Here is a 17,552-nt window from a genome sequence, read left to right on the forward strand (position 1 = left end):
TAAAATAGTTTTAGCATTAAACTCTTGGATAAATGTGGTAAAAATATCGTATATAGCCGGTGTTTAATAATTCAGAACTTAGATAACAACTCTCTTATCATATCTTACGTCAATTCGGGATAAGGATATTGAGAACATGTAGATTAAAATCAAATTTTGTTGAAGGTTTATTTTTCTTTAATGAATAAGCAACAAGAGTAGATAATATATGGACAAAGGCATTTATTGGTGATCTATGTCTAGTATGTTCAAGGTTCATTTTATTTTTTAGATAATCAAAAACTGTTTCAATTAAGTTACGCTTTCGAAGTAAGATTTTTTCTTTCAAATCCATTAATTTATTTTCCATATTCTTCTTAATTCCATGAATCATTTTTAAGCCTCTTTCATATAAATTTAAGAACAAATTTTGCTTAATATAACCTTTATCAGCTGCTATAATTCCAGTTAATCTTTTTGTTAACTCCGGTACTGGAATCCTATCATCTACATTGCCTTTGGTCACTTTTAATGCCATAAACTTCCCTTTATTATTGATTATTACATGTAATTTAAAACCATAAAAATACCCCATAGAGGATTTACTATGTTTGGCTAATCCTTTAAAAACTTTATTGCTATAACGCCTTTTATTGTGACAAGCTTTAATCGTTGTAGAGTCAATAAAATAAATACCTGTTTCCTCACCAAACAACAAATGAATCAACATATTTAGCGGTATGAATAATCGTGCCATTAATTCAACAAATCTATTATAACTCAAGGCTTTAGGGAAATCATCCTTATGCATGCACTCTATATAACTTTTATAGAAAAATTTAAAATTCTTAGCATAGGATGTATGAAACATAATTATTATTGTTAACATTTCACTTAAACTCATGCTACAACAGCGATTTCTCTGCTTATTTGATGGTAATAACTTTCTCTGTTCATACTCCAAATAAATTTTACAAAAATCATCTATAAAACTATATAATTCTGTGATATCTTTTTTCATGCCTGTAGTTTGTTTTTTTGTTTAAAAATATAAATACTGCAGGCACTCCTTTTTGACAATCCTTTTATCTATTACTATTTCATCTATATCTTATCCCAAACTGACGTAATAAAGGGGGATTATTTTAATGACAATTTAACCAAATTAGAACAGGTGCTTTTTAAGATACTTTTAAGGCTTTTATAGAAGAATTTTATTTTTAAGCTATACGACCTAAAAAATAAATATCAATGCTATAATAGCCTTAAAACATGTAATTTATGGATATTATTTTAATGATTATCCAACGTTTCAAAGAAACCAAAGAATTATTAAAAAACTTACTCTCCTGAATTTCATAATTTTATAACCTTTCTTTATGATTCTCGAGTAGTTATTTTGTCCATGATTATGTTGTTATTAGTAATAATTAGCTATAAAGCGAGTATAGTACAGAAACATTTTAGTTATGCTAACTCTGCTTGCCAGTTATAAGTATTCAATACGTTTCAATGTAGGTTTTTGTTTTTAAATTATTTATTTATTAGTATAATATCTTATATATTATCTCATATGGTTTTTAATATGATAAGTTTGTCCATAACTTTACCAAATAACATAGCTACAGCCAGTAATGAAGTAGCAAAAAAGTTAGGTATATCTCGAACTGAATTTATACGCAAAGCAGTTATACATGAATTAAATAATTTTCAGGTTCATCTTGAACAAAATGACATTATTAAGAGTTTTACCGCTATGAAAAAATCGAAAGAATATCTTAAGGAGTCAGAGGAATTAATAGAGGGTTTAAACTCAAATCTACCGCAAGAAAAAGAGGAATGGTGGAACAACAGAAAATTTTAACTCAAGGTGGTATCTACTTAGCTAGACTTGACCCAGCAAAGAAATCTGAGATTGGAAAAATACGCCCCATCATAATATTAAACTCACAAATAATATTGAATGCTAGTCCACCCATCATTTTCGTCTGTCCTCTTAGTAGTAAGTCACAAACTGAATTTAGTAAACTTCATTTTGAGTTAGAGGTTAGGGATAATTTACAAGTTAAGAGTTATGCTTTAGTAGAGCATTGTCGCTCAATTACTGTAAATCGTGTTATTTACCCTAGATTAGCACAAACTACCTATAATGAATTAAATAGTATTTTATATAAGTTACGATTATTAGTTGATTTATGAACTACTAAACTTTAGGTCGTTTGATAGTCTACCTTAAAAAATCGGATAGCTATTAAATAATACTCCAAATGTACCTTTTAAAGACATTCTAGTATAAGAATTTATTTTTTGGTTTAAGGTGTAGCTTAAAAACAAAATTCTTCTGTAATACGTTAATTCGGGATAAGGTAAGAGAGAATAGTTGATATATAATAGGGGTTGCAAGGATTTTAAGCCTGTGCTAAATAGTTTATTTGAAAAGAAATAAATAAACACAGGCATGAAAAAAGATATCACAGAATTATACAGTTTCATAGATGATTTTTGTAAAATTTATCTTGAATATGAAAAAAGAAAATTATTACCATCAAATAAGCAGAGGAATCGTCCTTGTAGTATGAGTTTAAGTGAGATGTTAACCATAATAATTATGTATCATACATCTTATGCCAAGAACTTTAAATTTTTCTACAAAATTTATATGGAACATCTACATAAGGATGATTTCCCTAAAGCCTTAAGTTATAACCGGTTTATTGAATTAACACCTAGATTATTCATGCCATTAAATATTTTGATTCATTTATTATTTGGTCAAGAAACAGGTGTTTATTTTATTGACGCTACAACAATTAAAGCATGTCATAATAAAAGGCGTTCCAGTAATAAAGTTTTCAAAGGATTAGCCAAACATAGCAAATCCTCTATGGGCTATTTTTATGGATTTAAATTACATTTGATAATTAACAATAAAGGAGAGCTTATGGCATTAAAAGTGACCAAGGGCAATGTAGATGATAGAGTTCCCGTACTGGAATTAACAAAAGGATTGACTGGAATTATGGCTGCTGATAAAGGTTACATCAAGCAAAATTTGTTCTTAAATTTATACGAAAGAGGATTAAAAATGATTCATGGAATTAAGAAGAATATGGCAAATAAATTAATGGATTTAAAAGAGAAAATCTTACTTCGAAAGCGAAATTTAATCGAGACAGTTTTTGATTTTCTAAAGAATAAAATGAATCTTGAGCATACAAGGCATAGGTCTGCTATAAATGCTTTTGTACACATATTATCAACCCTTATCGCTTATTCACTAAAGAAAAATAAGCCTTCAACAAAACTTGACTTTAATATGCATATCCACAACGTCCTTATCCCGAATTAACGTTAATAGTAAGCTAGGGCTTTCAGCTAAAACCTTAACACTGCCAAATCTAGACAAAACCTTTAAAGCTGCTGATTCTCTCTTAAGTCCAGCAATATCTAGACCCAACTTTAAGATAATTGGCTGATGACCTTGAAAACCTACTAAAACATAGTGGTAACTCAAGTTTTTAATAGGATTTAAACTAGACAAACCGTACTCCTTAGCCAATTCATCCACAATTCTTGGTAAATCATCTAACCAAATCTTACCTTGATCGCCATAGATATTAGTGATGTTAGTTTTTAATCTTTTCATGCTGATAAACTTATATTTTTTTATGCTAGATCAAATTAACTATTTACTATAGTATTATAGTAGTTTTAACTTAAAACTTACAAAATTGATATTATGGGAATGAGCTTCAGTCACTTGTTAGTGATCTTGTTAATTATCTTAGTGTTATTTGGTGCTGGTAAATTGCCTCAAGTGATGTCAGATCTTGCAAAAGGTCTTAAAGCTTTCAAGGAAGGAATGAAAGACATTGATAAGAAAAAAGATGAATAACCTGTTTTGCTAGGTGATGTGAAGATTTCTATCTAATGGTTTTATCGATCGTTATTTTCGTTCTCGAATCCGTAACGGAATTTAGTACGCTACGGTTTTGTGCTTACTATTACCCACATCTTTGGATTCGTGGGACATCATCCTGAATTTATTTCAGTATCTAGAAAATCAAGTAGTTAGCAAAAATTATCGTAAGTAAGATTGACAAATCATCCTTACGACAATTTTAAGTCCTTTGATCCCGGATCGAGCGTTCGTACCTAAGGCTCTCACTTGCCTAAGATGACGTCGCTGACTTAAACCGAACACTAGGGTGTGTCATCAATTGAGCCAAATTACCATGGAAGCCATATAAACAGCACCCAAAAAGTTCTGAGATGTTTTGTCAAATCGTGTTGCAATAGCTCTATATTGCTTCAATTTTGCAAAAAAGTTCTCAATCAAATGCCTAGCTTTATAGAGGTCTTTATCATAATTAGCTGGATTCACACGATTCTTCTTTGGGGGAATCACAGCTATACATCCCTTATCTTTCAGCTTATCTCGCATACGTGCATCGGCATCATAAGCCTTATCAGCAAGTACAGCATCCGCTTTCGTCAATTCATTCATCAAAACATCAGATCCTTGCAAATCATGAGCTTGACCCGGGGTAAGAGGGAATCCCGTTGGATTCCCTAGAGCGTCACATGTGGCATGGATTTTAGTACTCAGCCCCCCTTTACCTCGTCCAATTGCTTGGTCATCATCTAACTCTTTTTTTTAGCACCAGCACTATGTTGATGAGTCCTAACAATGGTTGAATCAATCATGGCATACTCGTTATCAGCATCTTCAGCCAGCATCTCAAAAACCTTTTTCCACACACCTGTCTTGCTCCACCTTGAATGACGTAGGTGAATCACTCGAAAATCTCCAAAACGTTCAGATAGGTCTCTCCAAGGTATACCAGCCCTATATCGATACAAGACTGCTTCTACAAATAGGCGATTATCCTTGGCTGTTACACCAACAGACTCTTTCCTTCCAGGTAGGTTATCTTTAATCCGATCCCATTGATCGTCACGTAGAGCATATCGACGCATAGAGAAGATTTATCCTTAATTTTCTCTCTATTACACAACAAACGAACACTCCTGTCAACTTAATTGATGACACGCCCTAGTGTACCGAAGCGGGAATGACATTACCTTGACAGCAAGGGATAATTATATTCATTCAATAACTATCGCAGCTCGCTCAAACTTATTCTCTAAATTGCTTTTAAGGTTTTTATACTGAGGAGTTTTTAACTCTTCATTGGTAATCAAACTTTTTCTTATGGAGATTATATCTGTAAATTCGGTATCTTTATCCTGATATTTACATGATCTATTGACATATATCCACGGAGTATCAACCTCAAAGTTTAATTTTTTACAGTCTTTAATTATAATATTTTTTATAATTATATGTCTTGTGTTAGTGTTAGGTATACCTATAAAAAGGTCTGATACTTGGTCAAAAGCTGTATTGGTAATATCCTTCATTTCATACAATTTTAACCTTAAACCAGACCCCTTATTGGTTTTAAAAATTCGGTTTTTTTGCTGATATGCGTATTTAATTGTAAGATCCTTAACAATACGAGAAGTAAGGTCAGGTAATTCTAAAAATTTCTTGTCTTCTTCATCAAGATATACTCCTGTCAACATGTGGAAAGTAATATCTCTTAGCTGTTCATTTGATTCATATAACCCAGCACCTGTTATATTTACTGCTTCTTCTCCTTTCAAATCAAGCTGACCTTGCACATCTACAATATTATTTCTTATTACGAACTCATTGTGTATTATAGCTTGTGAATTTTGATAGGCTATTTCAGGAATTTTGGTATAACCTGCTTGTTGAAGATCTAATACCAAGGCTAACTTACCTGCAACATCCGGAAAAATTCCTTGTGCCATACTAACAAAGTTTGTTGGGTCAATCCAATATATTTTTCCATTTTTATTAGCTATTTTAAGCATCACATGATTAAAATTTCCTATGTTAGGTAGTGCATTTGGGTTAGAAAAATTAGTAATACCTCGCATTACTAAAATGGGTTGAACCTTAAACCCAAGCTTTTGCAAGATAGCAGCAGTACTTGCAGAAAAATCTTTGCAATCACCAATTTGAGAAGTAGCAATCTTTTCTAAATCTCTAGGAAAATACCGACCTGATACTGTTCGCCAATCACCCATATATTGGATTTTCTCAGCTAATGAAGAAGTGACAAAATTAATTTTTTCTTCATCGGTATTTTTATCTAGAGCAGATTCCGCTATATTCATGAAGATTGTAGGAAGTGGTTGATTGATTACCTTAAAATAGCCAGGAGCAAGTTGTTTAGCCAAATCTTGCCATTTAGTTAAGCTTGACAAGGATATCCAAGTAGTATGTTTAACATTTAATACACCATTATTTGGTTCATTGGTTAATTGATTATAAACAGGTTTTTCTAAGATAATCTCTGCCGAATGAAAGTCACTTTTAGCATCGGTAATAACTTTTAATACGCCTTTTGGGTCGTTTACTTTGATATTTAGAGGTAATTTGGAATTAATCTTAGTATGATCTGCTCGCAAGTAGCCTTCCGTACCATAAAATAAAGTAGTACCATAAAAATTATCTACAGGGACTTTCGTTTTAACAAACTTACATTTTAAGTATATTTCTGCACCAAGTTCCACTTTAGGGAATGAGATAGTTATCTGATTTAATTGATCAAAACCTTGTCCAAAACTAGCTAGCGGTTTATCCTCAATCATATCTTTAGAAACTACATATTCTTGTCCATTATAAATAGTCTTGGCTTCTAATATAGAGATATGGGAACTATAGTTATTATAAGTCAATCTATATTGAGAGAACTCACTACGTCCTGATTCTTTTAGTATTTTTGCGTGCATTTCCGTTATTTCTTCAGAAGTACCATCTTGGTTAATAGTAATATTGTTGTTACACAATTTTATTTCAACAGGAGCATCTTCGTAGTTACTCCATCTTCCTTGAGCGGAGTAGTTTATTAAAAATACCAATAATATTAAACGAAGACAAAATTTTAAATAAGTCATTATAAATAATCCTAAAAGAGTATAGTCTAGTTAATAACAAAGCCCATAAGGTTTTATACACTAAAAAATAGAGACCACTAAGTAAAAATGATCTTTTTTCTTGGAGGGATATAAACAATTTTTTCTTGGTCATTTATATTATTGTCACAATTCATTTTTTCCATGACACCAATAAAATAATTACCATGTGGCATTAGTTTTACTATTGCCCAACCGTCCATAATAGATTGAGTAATTTTATCTAAATCAGATTTATTTTCAGCGAAAGATATAATCTTTTGATGGGGTTTTACCCTTGTCATAATCTTATTTTTTATTAATTTTAATTTCTTATAGGCTGATTATTGCATATTTGTTAAGTAATTGCAATTACTTAACCTTCGGATATTTATTATGATTCTTCTTCCATCTATTATGAAACCAAAACCATTGACCTGGATTTTCTTTAACCCAATTACCTAAAATTTGGTTAATGGTAAACATTATATTATAACAATCTGTTTTACTATTATTAGTTTTTTGTAATTGTATTGGTGGATGGATAATAGCTTTAAAATAACTGTTATTACTATTAGTGCGAACCACTTGTAATGGTACAATCGGGTAGCCGAATTGTAAGGCAATTTTAGCAATTGCGTGAGCAGTCATGGCCGGCTGACCTAAAAATGGTACTTCAATGCCATTATTCATTTTTTGATCTACAAGCATGCCAATTGCATATCCTGATTTGATTGCAGATATGAGATCTCTTGCCCCCTTTTCTCCTTTTGGAATTAGCTTTATATCACTAGTTTTACGCGTATTATTAATTAGCTTATCAATATAAGGATTATTTAATTTACGATAGATAATAGCAAACTTAGGATAAAATTTATTTATAATTTTAAGTGCAAAATCCCAATTAGCAAAATGCCCCGTAAATAATAAGAAAGGTTGGTGTGATTTCTGAAATTCTATTATATTATCAAGTCCGCTTATTTCTACCCTTCTAGATAATTCTTCCTCTGACATATTATTAATATATGGAAATTCTCCTATAAAACTGCTAAAATTATCCCATACTTGATTAATGGTTGCTTGAGTCTCCACGCTTAGACCATTTGTCTGATTCTTGCCAAAAATATTTTGAACATTTTCTTTTGCAATTTTATTGACTGGCAATAGAGGTCCTATTTTCCTTGCTATATACCGACAAATTTGTACAGATTTGTCGATACCAAATGCTCCTAGTATCTTTAGTACTATTAAAACAAAAAAATACTCAAGCAAATACTTAATATTTTTAAAGAATTTTTTCATATATTAAATCTACTAATAATTTGTGATTATTTAGTAATAAATGTACATCACAACATATTACTGACAAGTCAGTATCACATATTTTTACGTAATCTTTTCTAGTTGTTATTAGAAGAGAATTAGATTTTTCTGATTGTTCTTTTAAATAGTCTAAATCTTCTTCACGATATTGATGATGATCCGGAAAAATTTTATTACCAACTAACTGCAATCCATAATTTTCTAATGTAGAAAAAAACCGTTCCGGATTACCTATACCACTAAAGGCAAAATAGCTCTTTGTTTTATCTATGTCTATAGTTGGGACTATTTGGGCTTGAAAAAAGGGAAGGTCCTTATGTAAGAAAGAAGGAGCAACATTACTCGAACCGACGAGAATAACTATATCCGCTTTTTCAATAGCTTGTTTAGGATACTCACGCAAAGGACCGGCTGGAATTAACAATTCGTTGCCAAATAACCTGTCAGCATCAACTGACAGAATAACAAGATCCTTATAAAAATTAGGATTCTGCATTGAATCATCTACTATAATCACCTTTGGTTTAATTCTCTGTATAAAAGGTAGTATATATTGAATTTTCTTGCTAGCTATGACTTTACCATATTTTAATAGCATTACTGCTTCATCCCCGACATCTAGTACTGTATGATGTGGTTCAACTAACAACGCCGTTTGCAGTTTACTGCCATAACCTTTAGTAATAATTATAAAATCAATATTAATAGCCTTCAACATTTCCGCAAGGAACATCACTATTTGAGTTTTACCAGTACCTCCAATGCTTATATTACCGACACAAATTACTTTACAAGGAAATATTATAGGGCATGCAATTATTTTTCTTAAATAACTAGCAAAAAGATATAACCAACTTAGTGGTAATAATAAATATGCTATAATGTTCTTGGTGTGCCAAAATTTAGGATAAATAAGCCTGATCATAAGTTTAAGACAACTTAAGCCCTATCATAGAAATTATCATAGTCGTAATAAAGAAAACTCGCATGGCAGAGTATGGCTCGTTAAAACACACCATCCCTACTATTACTGTTCCTACAGCTCCGATACCAGTCCATATAAGATAAGCAGTACCAAGAGGAAGTTTATCTAGAGTTTTACTTAGACAAACAAAACTCAATATAGAAAAAATAATAAAAGCTATAATGGGTTTTACTTTGGTAAAACCATCTGACAATTTCAGCGATATAGAGAAACCTACCTCAAATAATCCTGCAAGTATAAGGAGAACCCAAGTTACTAGCATATTGTTACCTTTGTTTAATTTGTCCTGAAGATTTGCTATTTTTATTATTTTGTAAAGATTTTTTACTAGGTAAGTTAACCGATACCTGATCTCTTATTATATTTAATTTGTTAGATTTTAGATCAACTACCGACTTTATTTGACTATCTAATTTTTGTATGGATACATTATGTTCTACTGCTTGCTGTTGAGACAAGAATTCCTTATTATTTTTCCATAAATTAGTTTTTAGAGTGGTAATTTTTTCTTCTTGCCTACTCATGGATTTATCCTGACTCAGAATTACCCCGCCAATTTTTTCGCCGATTTTGGGAGCATATTCTATTGCTAGAATAGAAGCTGGTACTACCATAAAAGCAAATGTAGCACCAGCTGTTGCAACACTGATAGCCCCAACTGCTAGAACAGAAATGGCAGTTATAATTTTACTAGTTGCTTGTTTAAATATTTCAATTTTCTTATTATGTTTTACTGCAACATTTACTATTCTATTAATTTCTAATCTAGCATTAGTACTGACTTCCTTTGGGTTTTGATATTTTTTCACCGCATGCATTACCGTTGTACAAAATATTTCTGGTTCAAGCTGTATAAAATTTGTTAATTCATAACTATTCCTTGCTGCCAGTAAATCTTTTAACACTTGTTTTATTAATTTTCTCTCTTCAGAATTTGCCTTACCAAAATTTGTACTTATTAGTGTATCAATTATTATATCTTCTGATTTGTTTAGAATATTATCTCTATCTTGATATTCTACTGCATCAGGAGAGATTGCTACCGAAAATAACATTAAAACTGTTGAAAAACTATCATCCGTAATAACTTTCTGACCGAGAAAAACTCTTAATTTACCAATACAATTACTTATATGGACATCAATCTCAGGTGTTGATTTAAGTCTAATTTCGTAATCAATAACTATTATATTAGCAAGTGTTAAACACGCATGTTTTGTTATATTATTAAATAACTCTTCACTTATTCTTTTTCTACATATAGAAATGTTTATACTGCTAAAGATGTTCATTAGTCTTTGACTCTTTATTTTTTAACATGAGAGTGTTTTTTTATAAATGAAGCTATCGTATCCTCAAAAAAAATAAACTTTTCATTTAGTAAATTAATTTGCTTTATTTTTTCATCTTCAGTTAAGAAAGAATATTTAATACTATTAGACACTATTTCTTTTAGCTTATCATAAGATGGCTTGTAGCGAGTGACAAATTTTAAATATTCATCCGTTAAATTATTACGTGATACCCCTGGATCATCAGTAGAAATTGCAATTGGTACTCCATACCGCATATAAAGTCTCACTGGATGATCGTTACCTTGTACTCCTAGTAACGTTTCATTACTAGTCAAATTAATTTCTACAAGTATATTTTTGTTTAATAATGTATTTATTAATTGGTAGGGGTTAGATTCGTGCATAATATCGACACCATGTCCTATACGGTTTGCCTCTGCCACATTAACCGCATCATTAATATGATAACTCAATTCTTCAGGAGTAACTTGCCCTAAAGTAAGCTCTCCCGCGTGCAGCAACAATTTTACGTTAGGAAATTTTTGTTTTAAGAAACGAAACATTTTCATATGCAACTTATAATCACGTAAAGCAATAGGATGAGCCTCATTACCAACAATGTTAACTCCAACAAATTTGGTATTATTTTTGACCATTAAAAACGCTGAATATAATCCAGAAAATATCAGCGATGGTTTGTTGAAACGTAGTACATATGGTTGAAATCGCATACTAAAATCATCATCATCAATATCTTGGGAGTTAGATACGATTTCACGTAAATTTTGAGCAATTTCATTTTGTATAATGCTATCTTTATCTAAAACATCAACAGCCTGCCTTAAAACGCTATTGATCGTAGTATCATCTGTATTACTTGTTAGTTGATTAATCTTATCAAGTGCAGGATTGAAACTAGTTGGGGCTGGGAACAATATAGTTTCAATATATTGGATATTTTCTGATTTAGCTCTTAGCTTCAACAAAGTCAAACTACTTTTGACATCTACTGCTTCTATCGGGGCTAAATATCCAAAAACATTAAAGAAATGCTTTAATCCATCTTCTTGAGTATAATCATGGTCGTAAAAGAATTTACCATATGACCAGTGACGTAAAATGGTGGTATATAGATCATAATTATCTTGCAGAGCAGTAACACTAAGGCATGTTTTATTTGGTTTATTTTTTTGCACTTGATAGCTATTCTTATCTATATAAAAACCGGCCTTACTAATAAAATCTAAATAATTTTCAGCATATATAGCTCCACTAAAATGATGATGAAGCTCCCCTCCTTTGGGTAATAAACTTAAAAACATATTAAGCTCTACCATATCGTTACTGGATATTAAATTATGGTAATATTTACCAGTAGCGATATAATCTTTTGTTTCTTTTGATGAGGAGTTACTAGCCATCGTCACTTCTGCAATAAAAATAATATTTAAAATAATGATAAATCTTATTAACTTTTTTACAATAATATTCATATATTTCTTTAAGATTTATTACTCGATAATCAAGTTTTTTTCTGAAGGCTACAATTCATGGCAGTTTATGTCACCCCTTCCTACGATGTCACCCCTGCGAAAGCAGGGGTCTAAAAAAGTCTAACAAACCCTCTTGGTCTATTCTTCTAGATTCCGTACCGAAGCAGGAATGACATAAACCCTACAACCCCCTTCACAGGGATGACATCTTCTCAGCTTCTTTTCATGACTTTTAACATGCCATGAATTATAAACTTCAATAAAAACTTGATTATCGAGTATTAATAATTTTGTTATAAAATATATAATAACTACTTAAGGTTACAATTACTTATTTGCCGTTATTTCTCTTATACGCATGTTAAGTTTTGTAAATATCATATCAGGTGTTCTTTCTGTTGATAGTTTATAAACAACCTTGGGTTCTAATACATCTTCTTTCTTTATGTCTATAGACAATACAATAGTATTCTCCGGCATACAAGAGTAGATTTCTCTTATAATTGTCAAGAAAGTTGCAAAATCTTTAGTAGCAAATCTTATATAAACATCATAATTCTTTATCCTTATAGTATCCTGCTTTGTTCCCACCATTGGGTTAATACCACTTAAGAATTCTTGTTTAATTAATATAGTAATAGGCTCATTTAAGTTGTATTTTTTTGAAAAACTATCAATTGTTGTTATTAACCTTGCTCGTGCTAAACAACTTTGTCTAGCAGAAATAGATAATAATTTCGAATATCTTACATAAGTTTCTAGTATTTTATGTTTGGAATTTATTATAGAATACAACTTTAACGTTTCTTGAGCTAGAGATTCTTCTATATTTTGATTCTTGGCAATTGACTCCATATAATCTTTATTAATACTTTGCAGTAACCAAAAAATAGTAGAAATACACAAACAACACATAATAAACTTAAAGAATATAACATTTTTTAGATGAACAATAAAATTTTTAAGCATCTCTTATCCTTTCTTCTTAGTAATAATGACCTCAGCAGGTATTACTACTCTATTAGGTAACTCTAATATTTGATCAGTAAATATTGTAAAATTAATATCCATATTGCTAAATATTTTACTAAAATTTGCAATTTCTTGTTTTAATATCTGAGTAGCATCTTCAACTAGCATATCACTAACGATAAGTTTTAATAATATCTCGATTTGTATATACTGATTAGATGATAATAACGTATTATCTAGATCCGACCTTTGCCATTTAATCTCCTCTAGGTGCAGATTAGGTGGTAAATTTGTTAAAAACTTTTCTAACGAGTCAAATGGCGTTGGTACGGGGATTTGCAATAATGCTTCAAATACGTATAAATCAGCTAAATTAGTGGTATTTTGAATATATGGATAGGTTTGCTTAACATTATAATAATCTTGTTCAGCACTAAAATAGTGTGAATTTAAAAGATCTAATTCTCTGTAATTTGCTATGGTTTTAATTTTGATAACGCATGCAGCAAATATCAATACTATTATTATAGTGATAAATGGTTTGAAAATTAAAGAACTAATAATATTGAGTTTAGCTATGGATTCTAAATATTTGTTAGAGGCTGGAAAGCTTTTTTGTTCATTAAATAACTTGGCAACCATTTCATCTGAAAATTTGCTATTATCATCTAATACACTGTTAGACTTACATATTACTGGATGTTCACCAAAACTGGATTGTTCTAATAACAACTTTAGACTTTGGTCTGCTATAAGAATTATACAAACTTTAAGGGTTAAACTATCAATATAGCTTTTACAAGATATCAAACAATCTTCCACTTCTTGTTCAATTATACCTTGAATGTATAAGTCTGACTTATCAGCTGGATAATCAAATGTTTGAATTGAGATTATATTACCTCGGTGTTTAACAACAAGTTTAATACCGTTTGTACTTAAAATACATACAAAAATTTGTAAATATTCACTATATTTATTATTTTCAACATTTTTTACAATTTTATCTATAATTGTTTTCCATTCCAAAGCTAAAAAATAAATCCCACCAAACTTTTGCCTCTTACTTGCTAGAAGATTCTCAAGTAGCTTACTTAAAGGTGAGGTATAAGGAGTAGATACCAGCAAGGTATTCCACACCTCACTATATTTGGTATTGATGTTATAGACATTGTAAGCAACTATATCATCTATAGAAAAATACTCCTCAATAAACTTTTCTACAGGATTGGTTTTTACTATTGAATGTAGTACAGGTACTATATCATGGCGTACTTCACATGCATAACCGCTTAATAAGAAGAAAACGTAACAGTTTTTGAATTTACCAAAAAATTCTTTATAGCAGTCTAAATTATCTTGGTTTTCAGCAGGGACAAATAAAGTATCCACAACTTTATCGTGTATTAAAGCACAAAGAAATGTACCTTTACCTCCTATTAAAATAATAATATTTCTTTTATATAAAAAATATACCACCAATTCATGTAGTTTTTTTAGTAAAACTTGTAGTTTGGGTAGTTTGGATATGTTAATCATGTAACTAATACTTAGACTTAAATATTTAAACATAGACTATTATAACAGCAATTATCTTTCCACTAAGTGGATTTAGTATTTTTTTATGATTTATCTATAAAAAAATATTAAACATTGATTGAATAATTACAATATCATCCGTTTTAAACGGATGATAGCTATATGAATGATATAGGTACAACATCTTAAATTAACCTCAATTTGATGTAATAAATTAATAATAAGCTCAGTATCATCGCCATTAGGAGTGACATCCGAAGGTGCAGGGATTGACACCCTAGGCTATTAAACCGATGTCTTATACCATTTCCCATTATTAACTACGCTATTTAGCACTACAGTGTAGTACTAATGTCAAAACGATGTCATCCCAGCGAAAGCTGGGATCTAATAATGTTTAATAGTCTTTTAGGCTATTTTTTTTAGATTGTATCTTGAATATTAGCTCAATATGGAGTTAATATGGTCGGAAGGAGTGACGCCGTTTAATTTAGATTGGTCTTTAAAGACCGAGGGAATCTTGGTGCACTCCTTCCTTGAATCGCAAAGTATAATACGAACGGTAGGATGATCCTTTAGAGATCGAATTTACAATCATGTATCAAAACTTTGCAAAACAACCACTAATTATAGGTAAAGCAAATGACTGAAAAAAGCAAGATATTTATGGGAATAGATGTTTCGAAAAATACGCTTGATATATCTATGAACAATATTCATTGTAAGATTAAAAATACAGATAAAGCTATTTCTGATTTTATAAAATCAGAAATAGCTTCTCGAAATATTGTGCTTACTGTTTTGGAATCTACTGGCGGTTATGAACGTTTGGTTATGAGGATGTTGCAACAAGCCGGGCTTGCTGTGCATAGAGCTCATCCTAATAGAGTTCACGCTTTTGCTAAGGTCTGTAACCATTTTGCTAAAACTGATAAATTGGATGTGTTATTACTTGAGAAATATGCAGCTTTTATTGCTAATGATGAGAAAGGAGACCAAATAATTTCTGTTATACAAGAAGAATTACAATCTCTAAGGAGCATAGAACGTAATATAGAAGAAGATATACATGCTAATCAATGCAGAACAAAAGTTGCATCCGAGAAGGCTAAGAAATATCTCGAAAAAATGATAAAGTGTGGCAAAAAACAGCTTGAGGAAATTAGAAAAGATATAAAGGCTGCTATAAAGGAAGATAAGAGTTTAAAGGCAAAAAATGATTTACTCATAAGCTATAAAGGTATAGGTGAAAAAACAGCTAGTGTTTTGCTAATAGAACTGCCAGAGCTTGGTGTGCTGAGCAATAAGGAAATTGCAAGCTTAGTTGGACTCGCCCCAAAAACAAGCCAAAGCGGTCAAAAAACTAATGGGGCTCATATTAGAGGGGGCAGGTTTTTTGTTCGAAAAAGCTTGTATATGGCTGCTTTAGTAGCGATGCGTCATAATGACAAAATGAAGGCATTATATGAACGTATGACTAATGCTGGTAAAAAAGCAAAGGTCGCTTTAGTAACCGTTATGCGTAAAATAATTATTTGTTTAAATTCTATGGTAAAAAATAATAAAATTTATGAATAATAATCTACTTTTTTTCTTGACTAGCAAGACGGTAGATTCCCGCCTACGCGGGAATGACAGCTCTAGGTAGTAATTACAACTGTAGTATTAGCGTAGTTAATAATGGGAAATGGTCTTACATCAATACTTGAGGTTAAATTACTATTACTTTAACATAAATTTTTATTTTTGTAATATTTTGTTGAACATTCTTAAATAATAAATATACTTTCCTTGAGTTAGGTTATTATAAAGGATGATAACCTAATAAAATTCTAATGGTTTTAATAATTGAAAATTTGTAGTATTACAAAATCAATTATTAGTAATATGTTGAACTAATTGAGGATTATATTATTATGTCTAAACAACAAAATGATTTGGTTACAAAACAGGATGTAGAGGAAGCTTATTTGTTTACAAAACCGAATGTAGAGGAAGCTAAGAAGATACTTATATCTGTGCAAGACCAAGATATTGAGGCTGTATACAAAGTAGATTTACCTAGTAGAATACTACAGAAACTTATAGTAGCTTTACCTAGCAGAATACAACAGGAACTTATAGCAGCTTTACCTAGTAGAATACAACAGGAACTTAATGATCAAAATATTAAAGCAAATGCTGTATACAAAATAGTAAGTTTACCTAGTAGAATACTACAGAAATTTAATGCTAAAACTAGTGACGCTAAAAAGATATTGACTAAAGAACTCTCAGACTTAAAAACGAGTTACGCTACAAACGAAGAACAATACAATATTATAGACTCAAAATCCCAAGAACTAAACAATTTATGCACAAAATTAGCTACGGAAAAAGAAGAATTAGAACAAGTACAAAAATGTCTAAATTTGATTCATGCCATGAATAATATAATGAATAATATAAATGTATCTATTAAACAAATACTTAATATGAGCGACGTATCTTATCGTATAATAGAAAAACTGCATTTAGACGAGGATACACCTATATCTAAAGTTGTACAACAATTGGAAAACTTATTGTCTACATTTGATACTCCAGTATCAGATAATGATCTAGTATCAGATAGTGATCTAGTATCAGAAAGTGATTCTGATTATACATCTAGCGATGATGATCTTAGTATATTAACTAGCAAAACACAACACACAGTGAAGTTTCTAAGTTATATATTAACAAATAATCCAAAGCATGAAGTATTGTTAAAGATCAAGGAAATATCAAATGCATTCACTCTAACGAGAGGATTCGACAACGCTGAACATCATATTAATAATAATACTGATGACTTTAGCGTAGCAGGGGGACATGTAGAACATAATGATACGTATTAAACTATAGCTAACACGGAAAAGTTAGTTGCAGTAATGGGATAGAATCAATGTCATTCCTGCGAGGATTTATGTCATTCCTGCGTAGGCAGGAATATAA

Annotated in this window: 18 protein-coding genes; 6 read left to right on the forward strand and 12 right to left on the reverse strand. The window is 30.7% G+C overall.

Annotated elements, in window-relative coordinates; translation table 11 throughout:
- Positions 1-109: 109 nt before the first annotated feature.
- Positions 110-1,000 (reverse strand): IS982 family transposase, encoded by an 891-nt coding sequence (locus AAGD29_RS01540; protein ID WP_341757342.1) that lies wholly within the window; start codon positions 998-1,000, stop codon positions 110-112.
- A 564-nt stretch (positions 1,001-1,564) separates the two neighbouring features.
- Between AAGD29_RS01540 and AAGD29_RS01545 the strand changes: the two genes are divergently transcribed.
- The 3 genes from AAGD29_RS01545 (at position 1,565) to AAGD29_RS01555 (ending at position 3,328) form a co-directional block, all read left to right on the forward strand.
- Positions 1,565-1,843 carry a ribbon-helix-helix domain-containing protein gene (locus AAGD29_RS01545; RefSeq protein WP_341758252.1) on the forward strand — a complete coding sequence of 93 codons (279 nt, stop codon included), beginning with the start codon at positions 1,565-1,567 and terminating at the stop codon, positions 1,841-1,843.
- Complete coding sequence (locus tag AAGD29_RS01550; protein ID WP_341758253.1) at positions 1,819-2,178, forward strand: type II toxin-antitoxin system PemK/MazF family toxin; 360 nt, start codon at positions 1,819-1,821, stop codon at positions 2,176-2,178. The genes AAGD29_RS01545 and AAGD29_RS01550 overlap by 25 nt, the downstream gene beginning before the upstream one ends.
- Positions 2,179-2,437: 259 nt before the next feature.
- Entirely contained in the window at positions 2,438-3,328 is an 891-nt protein-coding gene (locus tag AAGD29_RS01555; RefSeq protein WP_341758188.1) for an IS982 family transposase, read from the forward strand.
- On the opposite strand, the gene AAGD29_RS01560 is transcribed toward AAGD29_RS01555, so the two are convergent.
- A complete protein-coding gene (locus tag AAGD29_RS01560; RefSeq protein WP_341758254.1) occupies positions 3,275-3,625 on the reverse strand; it encodes a hypothetical protein in 351 nt (116 codons plus the stop codon). The two genes, AAGD29_RS01555 and AAGD29_RS01560, sit on opposite strands and share 54 nt — an antisense overlap.
- Positions 3,626-3,718: 93 nt before the next feature.
- Here AAGD29_RS01560 and AAGD29_RS01565 point away from each other — a divergent pair, with 93 nt between their 5' ends.
- On the forward strand, positions 3,719-3,874 hold the full coding sequence (locus AAGD29_RS01565; protein ID WP_341747719.1) for a Sec-independent protein translocase subunit TatA: 156 nt from the start codon (positions 3,719-3,721) through the stop codon (positions 3,872-3,874).
- A 321-nt stretch (positions 3,875-4,195) separates the two neighbouring features.
- On the opposite strand, the gene AAGD29_RS01570 is transcribed toward AAGD29_RS01565, so the two are convergent.
- From AAGD29_RS01570 to AAGD29_RS01615, 10 genes are all read right to left on the reverse strand, one after another.
- Positions 4,196-4,959, reverse strand: a protein-coding gene (locus tag AAGD29_RS01570; RefSeq protein ID WP_341758255.1) for an IS5 family transposase whose coding sequence is annotated in 2 segments (ribosomal slippage) — positions 4,196-4,624 and positions 4,627-4,959 — 762 coding nt in all. Because the reading frame shifts where the segments join, the coding sequence is not laid out codon by codon here.
- Between the two features lie 129 nt (positions 4,960-5,088).
- Positions 5,089-6,972 (reverse strand): DUF3857 domain-containing protein, encoded by a 1,884-nt coding sequence (locus AAGD29_RS01575; protein ID WP_341758256.1) that lies wholly within the window; start codon positions 6,970-6,972, stop codon positions 5,089-5,091.
- Positions 6,973-7,049: 77 nt separating this feature from the next.
- A complete protein-coding gene (locus AAGD29_RS01580) occupies positions 7,050-7,274 on the reverse strand; it encodes a DUF2674 domain-containing protein (RefSeq protein ID WP_341758257.1) in 225 nt (74 codons plus the stop codon).
- A 67-nt stretch (positions 7,275-7,341) separates the two neighbouring features.
- Positions 7,342-8,271: a lipid A biosynthesis lauroyl acyltransferase gene (locus AAGD29_RS01585; RefSeq protein WP_341758258.1), complete on the reverse strand. Its 930-nt coding sequence runs from the start codon at positions 8,269-8,271 to the stop codon at positions 7,342-7,344.
- A complete protein-coding gene (gene lpxK / locus AAGD29_RS01590; RefSeq protein ID WP_341758259.1) occupies positions 8,255-9,217 on the reverse strand; it encodes a tetraacyldisaccharide 4'-kinase in 963 nt (320 codons plus the stop codon). The genes AAGD29_RS01585 and lpxK overlap by 17 nt, the downstream gene beginning before the upstream one ends.
- Positions 9,218-9,221: 4 nt before the next feature.
- On the reverse strand, positions 9,222-9,539 hold the full coding sequence (locus AAGD29_RS01595) for a multidrug efflux SMR transporter (RefSeq protein WP_341758260.1): 318 nt from the start codon (positions 9,537-9,539) through the stop codon (positions 9,222-9,224).
- A 4-nt stretch (positions 9,540-9,543) separates the two neighbouring features.
- Positions 9,544-10,569, reverse strand: a complete 1,026-nt coding sequence (locus AAGD29_RS01600) for an RP853 family protein (RefSeq protein ID WP_341758261.1) — start codon at positions 10,567-10,569, stop codon at positions 9,544-9,546.
- A gap of 14 nt (positions 10,570-10,583) precedes the next feature.
- Positions 10,584-12,065, reverse strand: coding sequence for a hypothetical protein (locus AAGD29_RS01605; RefSeq protein WP_341758262.1), 1,482 nt, complete (start codon positions 12,063-12,065; stop codon positions 10,584-10,586).
- Between the two features lie 327 nt (positions 12,066-12,392).
- Positions 12,393-13,034, reverse strand: coding sequence for a hypothetical protein (locus AAGD29_RS01610; RefSeq protein WP_341758263.1), 642 nt, complete (start codon positions 13,032-13,034; stop codon positions 12,393-12,395).
- A gap of 3 nt (positions 13,035-13,037) precedes the next feature.
- Complete coding sequence (locus AAGD29_RS01615; RefSeq protein ID WP_341758264.1) at positions 13,038-14,609, reverse strand: hypothetical protein; 1,572 nt, start codon at positions 14,607-14,609, stop codon at positions 13,038-13,040.
- Positions 14,610-15,218: 609 nt separating this feature from the next.
- On the opposite strand from AAGD29_RS01615, the gene AAGD29_RS01620 reads away from it, so the two are divergent.
- On the forward strand, positions 15,219-16,154 hold the full coding sequence (locus AAGD29_RS01620; protein WP_341758265.1) for an IS110 family transposase: 936 nt from the start codon (positions 15,219-15,221) through the stop codon (positions 16,152-16,154).
- A gap of 338 nt (positions 16,155-16,492) precedes the next feature.
- A complete protein-coding gene (locus tag AAGD29_RS01625) occupies positions 16,493-17,455 on the forward strand; it encodes a hypothetical protein (RefSeq protein ID WP_341758266.1) in 963 nt (320 codons plus the stop codon).
- Positions 17,456-17,552 lie beyond the last annotated feature (97 nt).

It is taken from the genome of Candidatus Tisiphia endosymbiont of Ditula angustiorana (assembly GCF_964026425.1).
Lineage (GTDB): Bacteria > Pseudomonadota > Alphaproteobacteria > Rickettsiales > Rickettsiaceae > Tisiphia.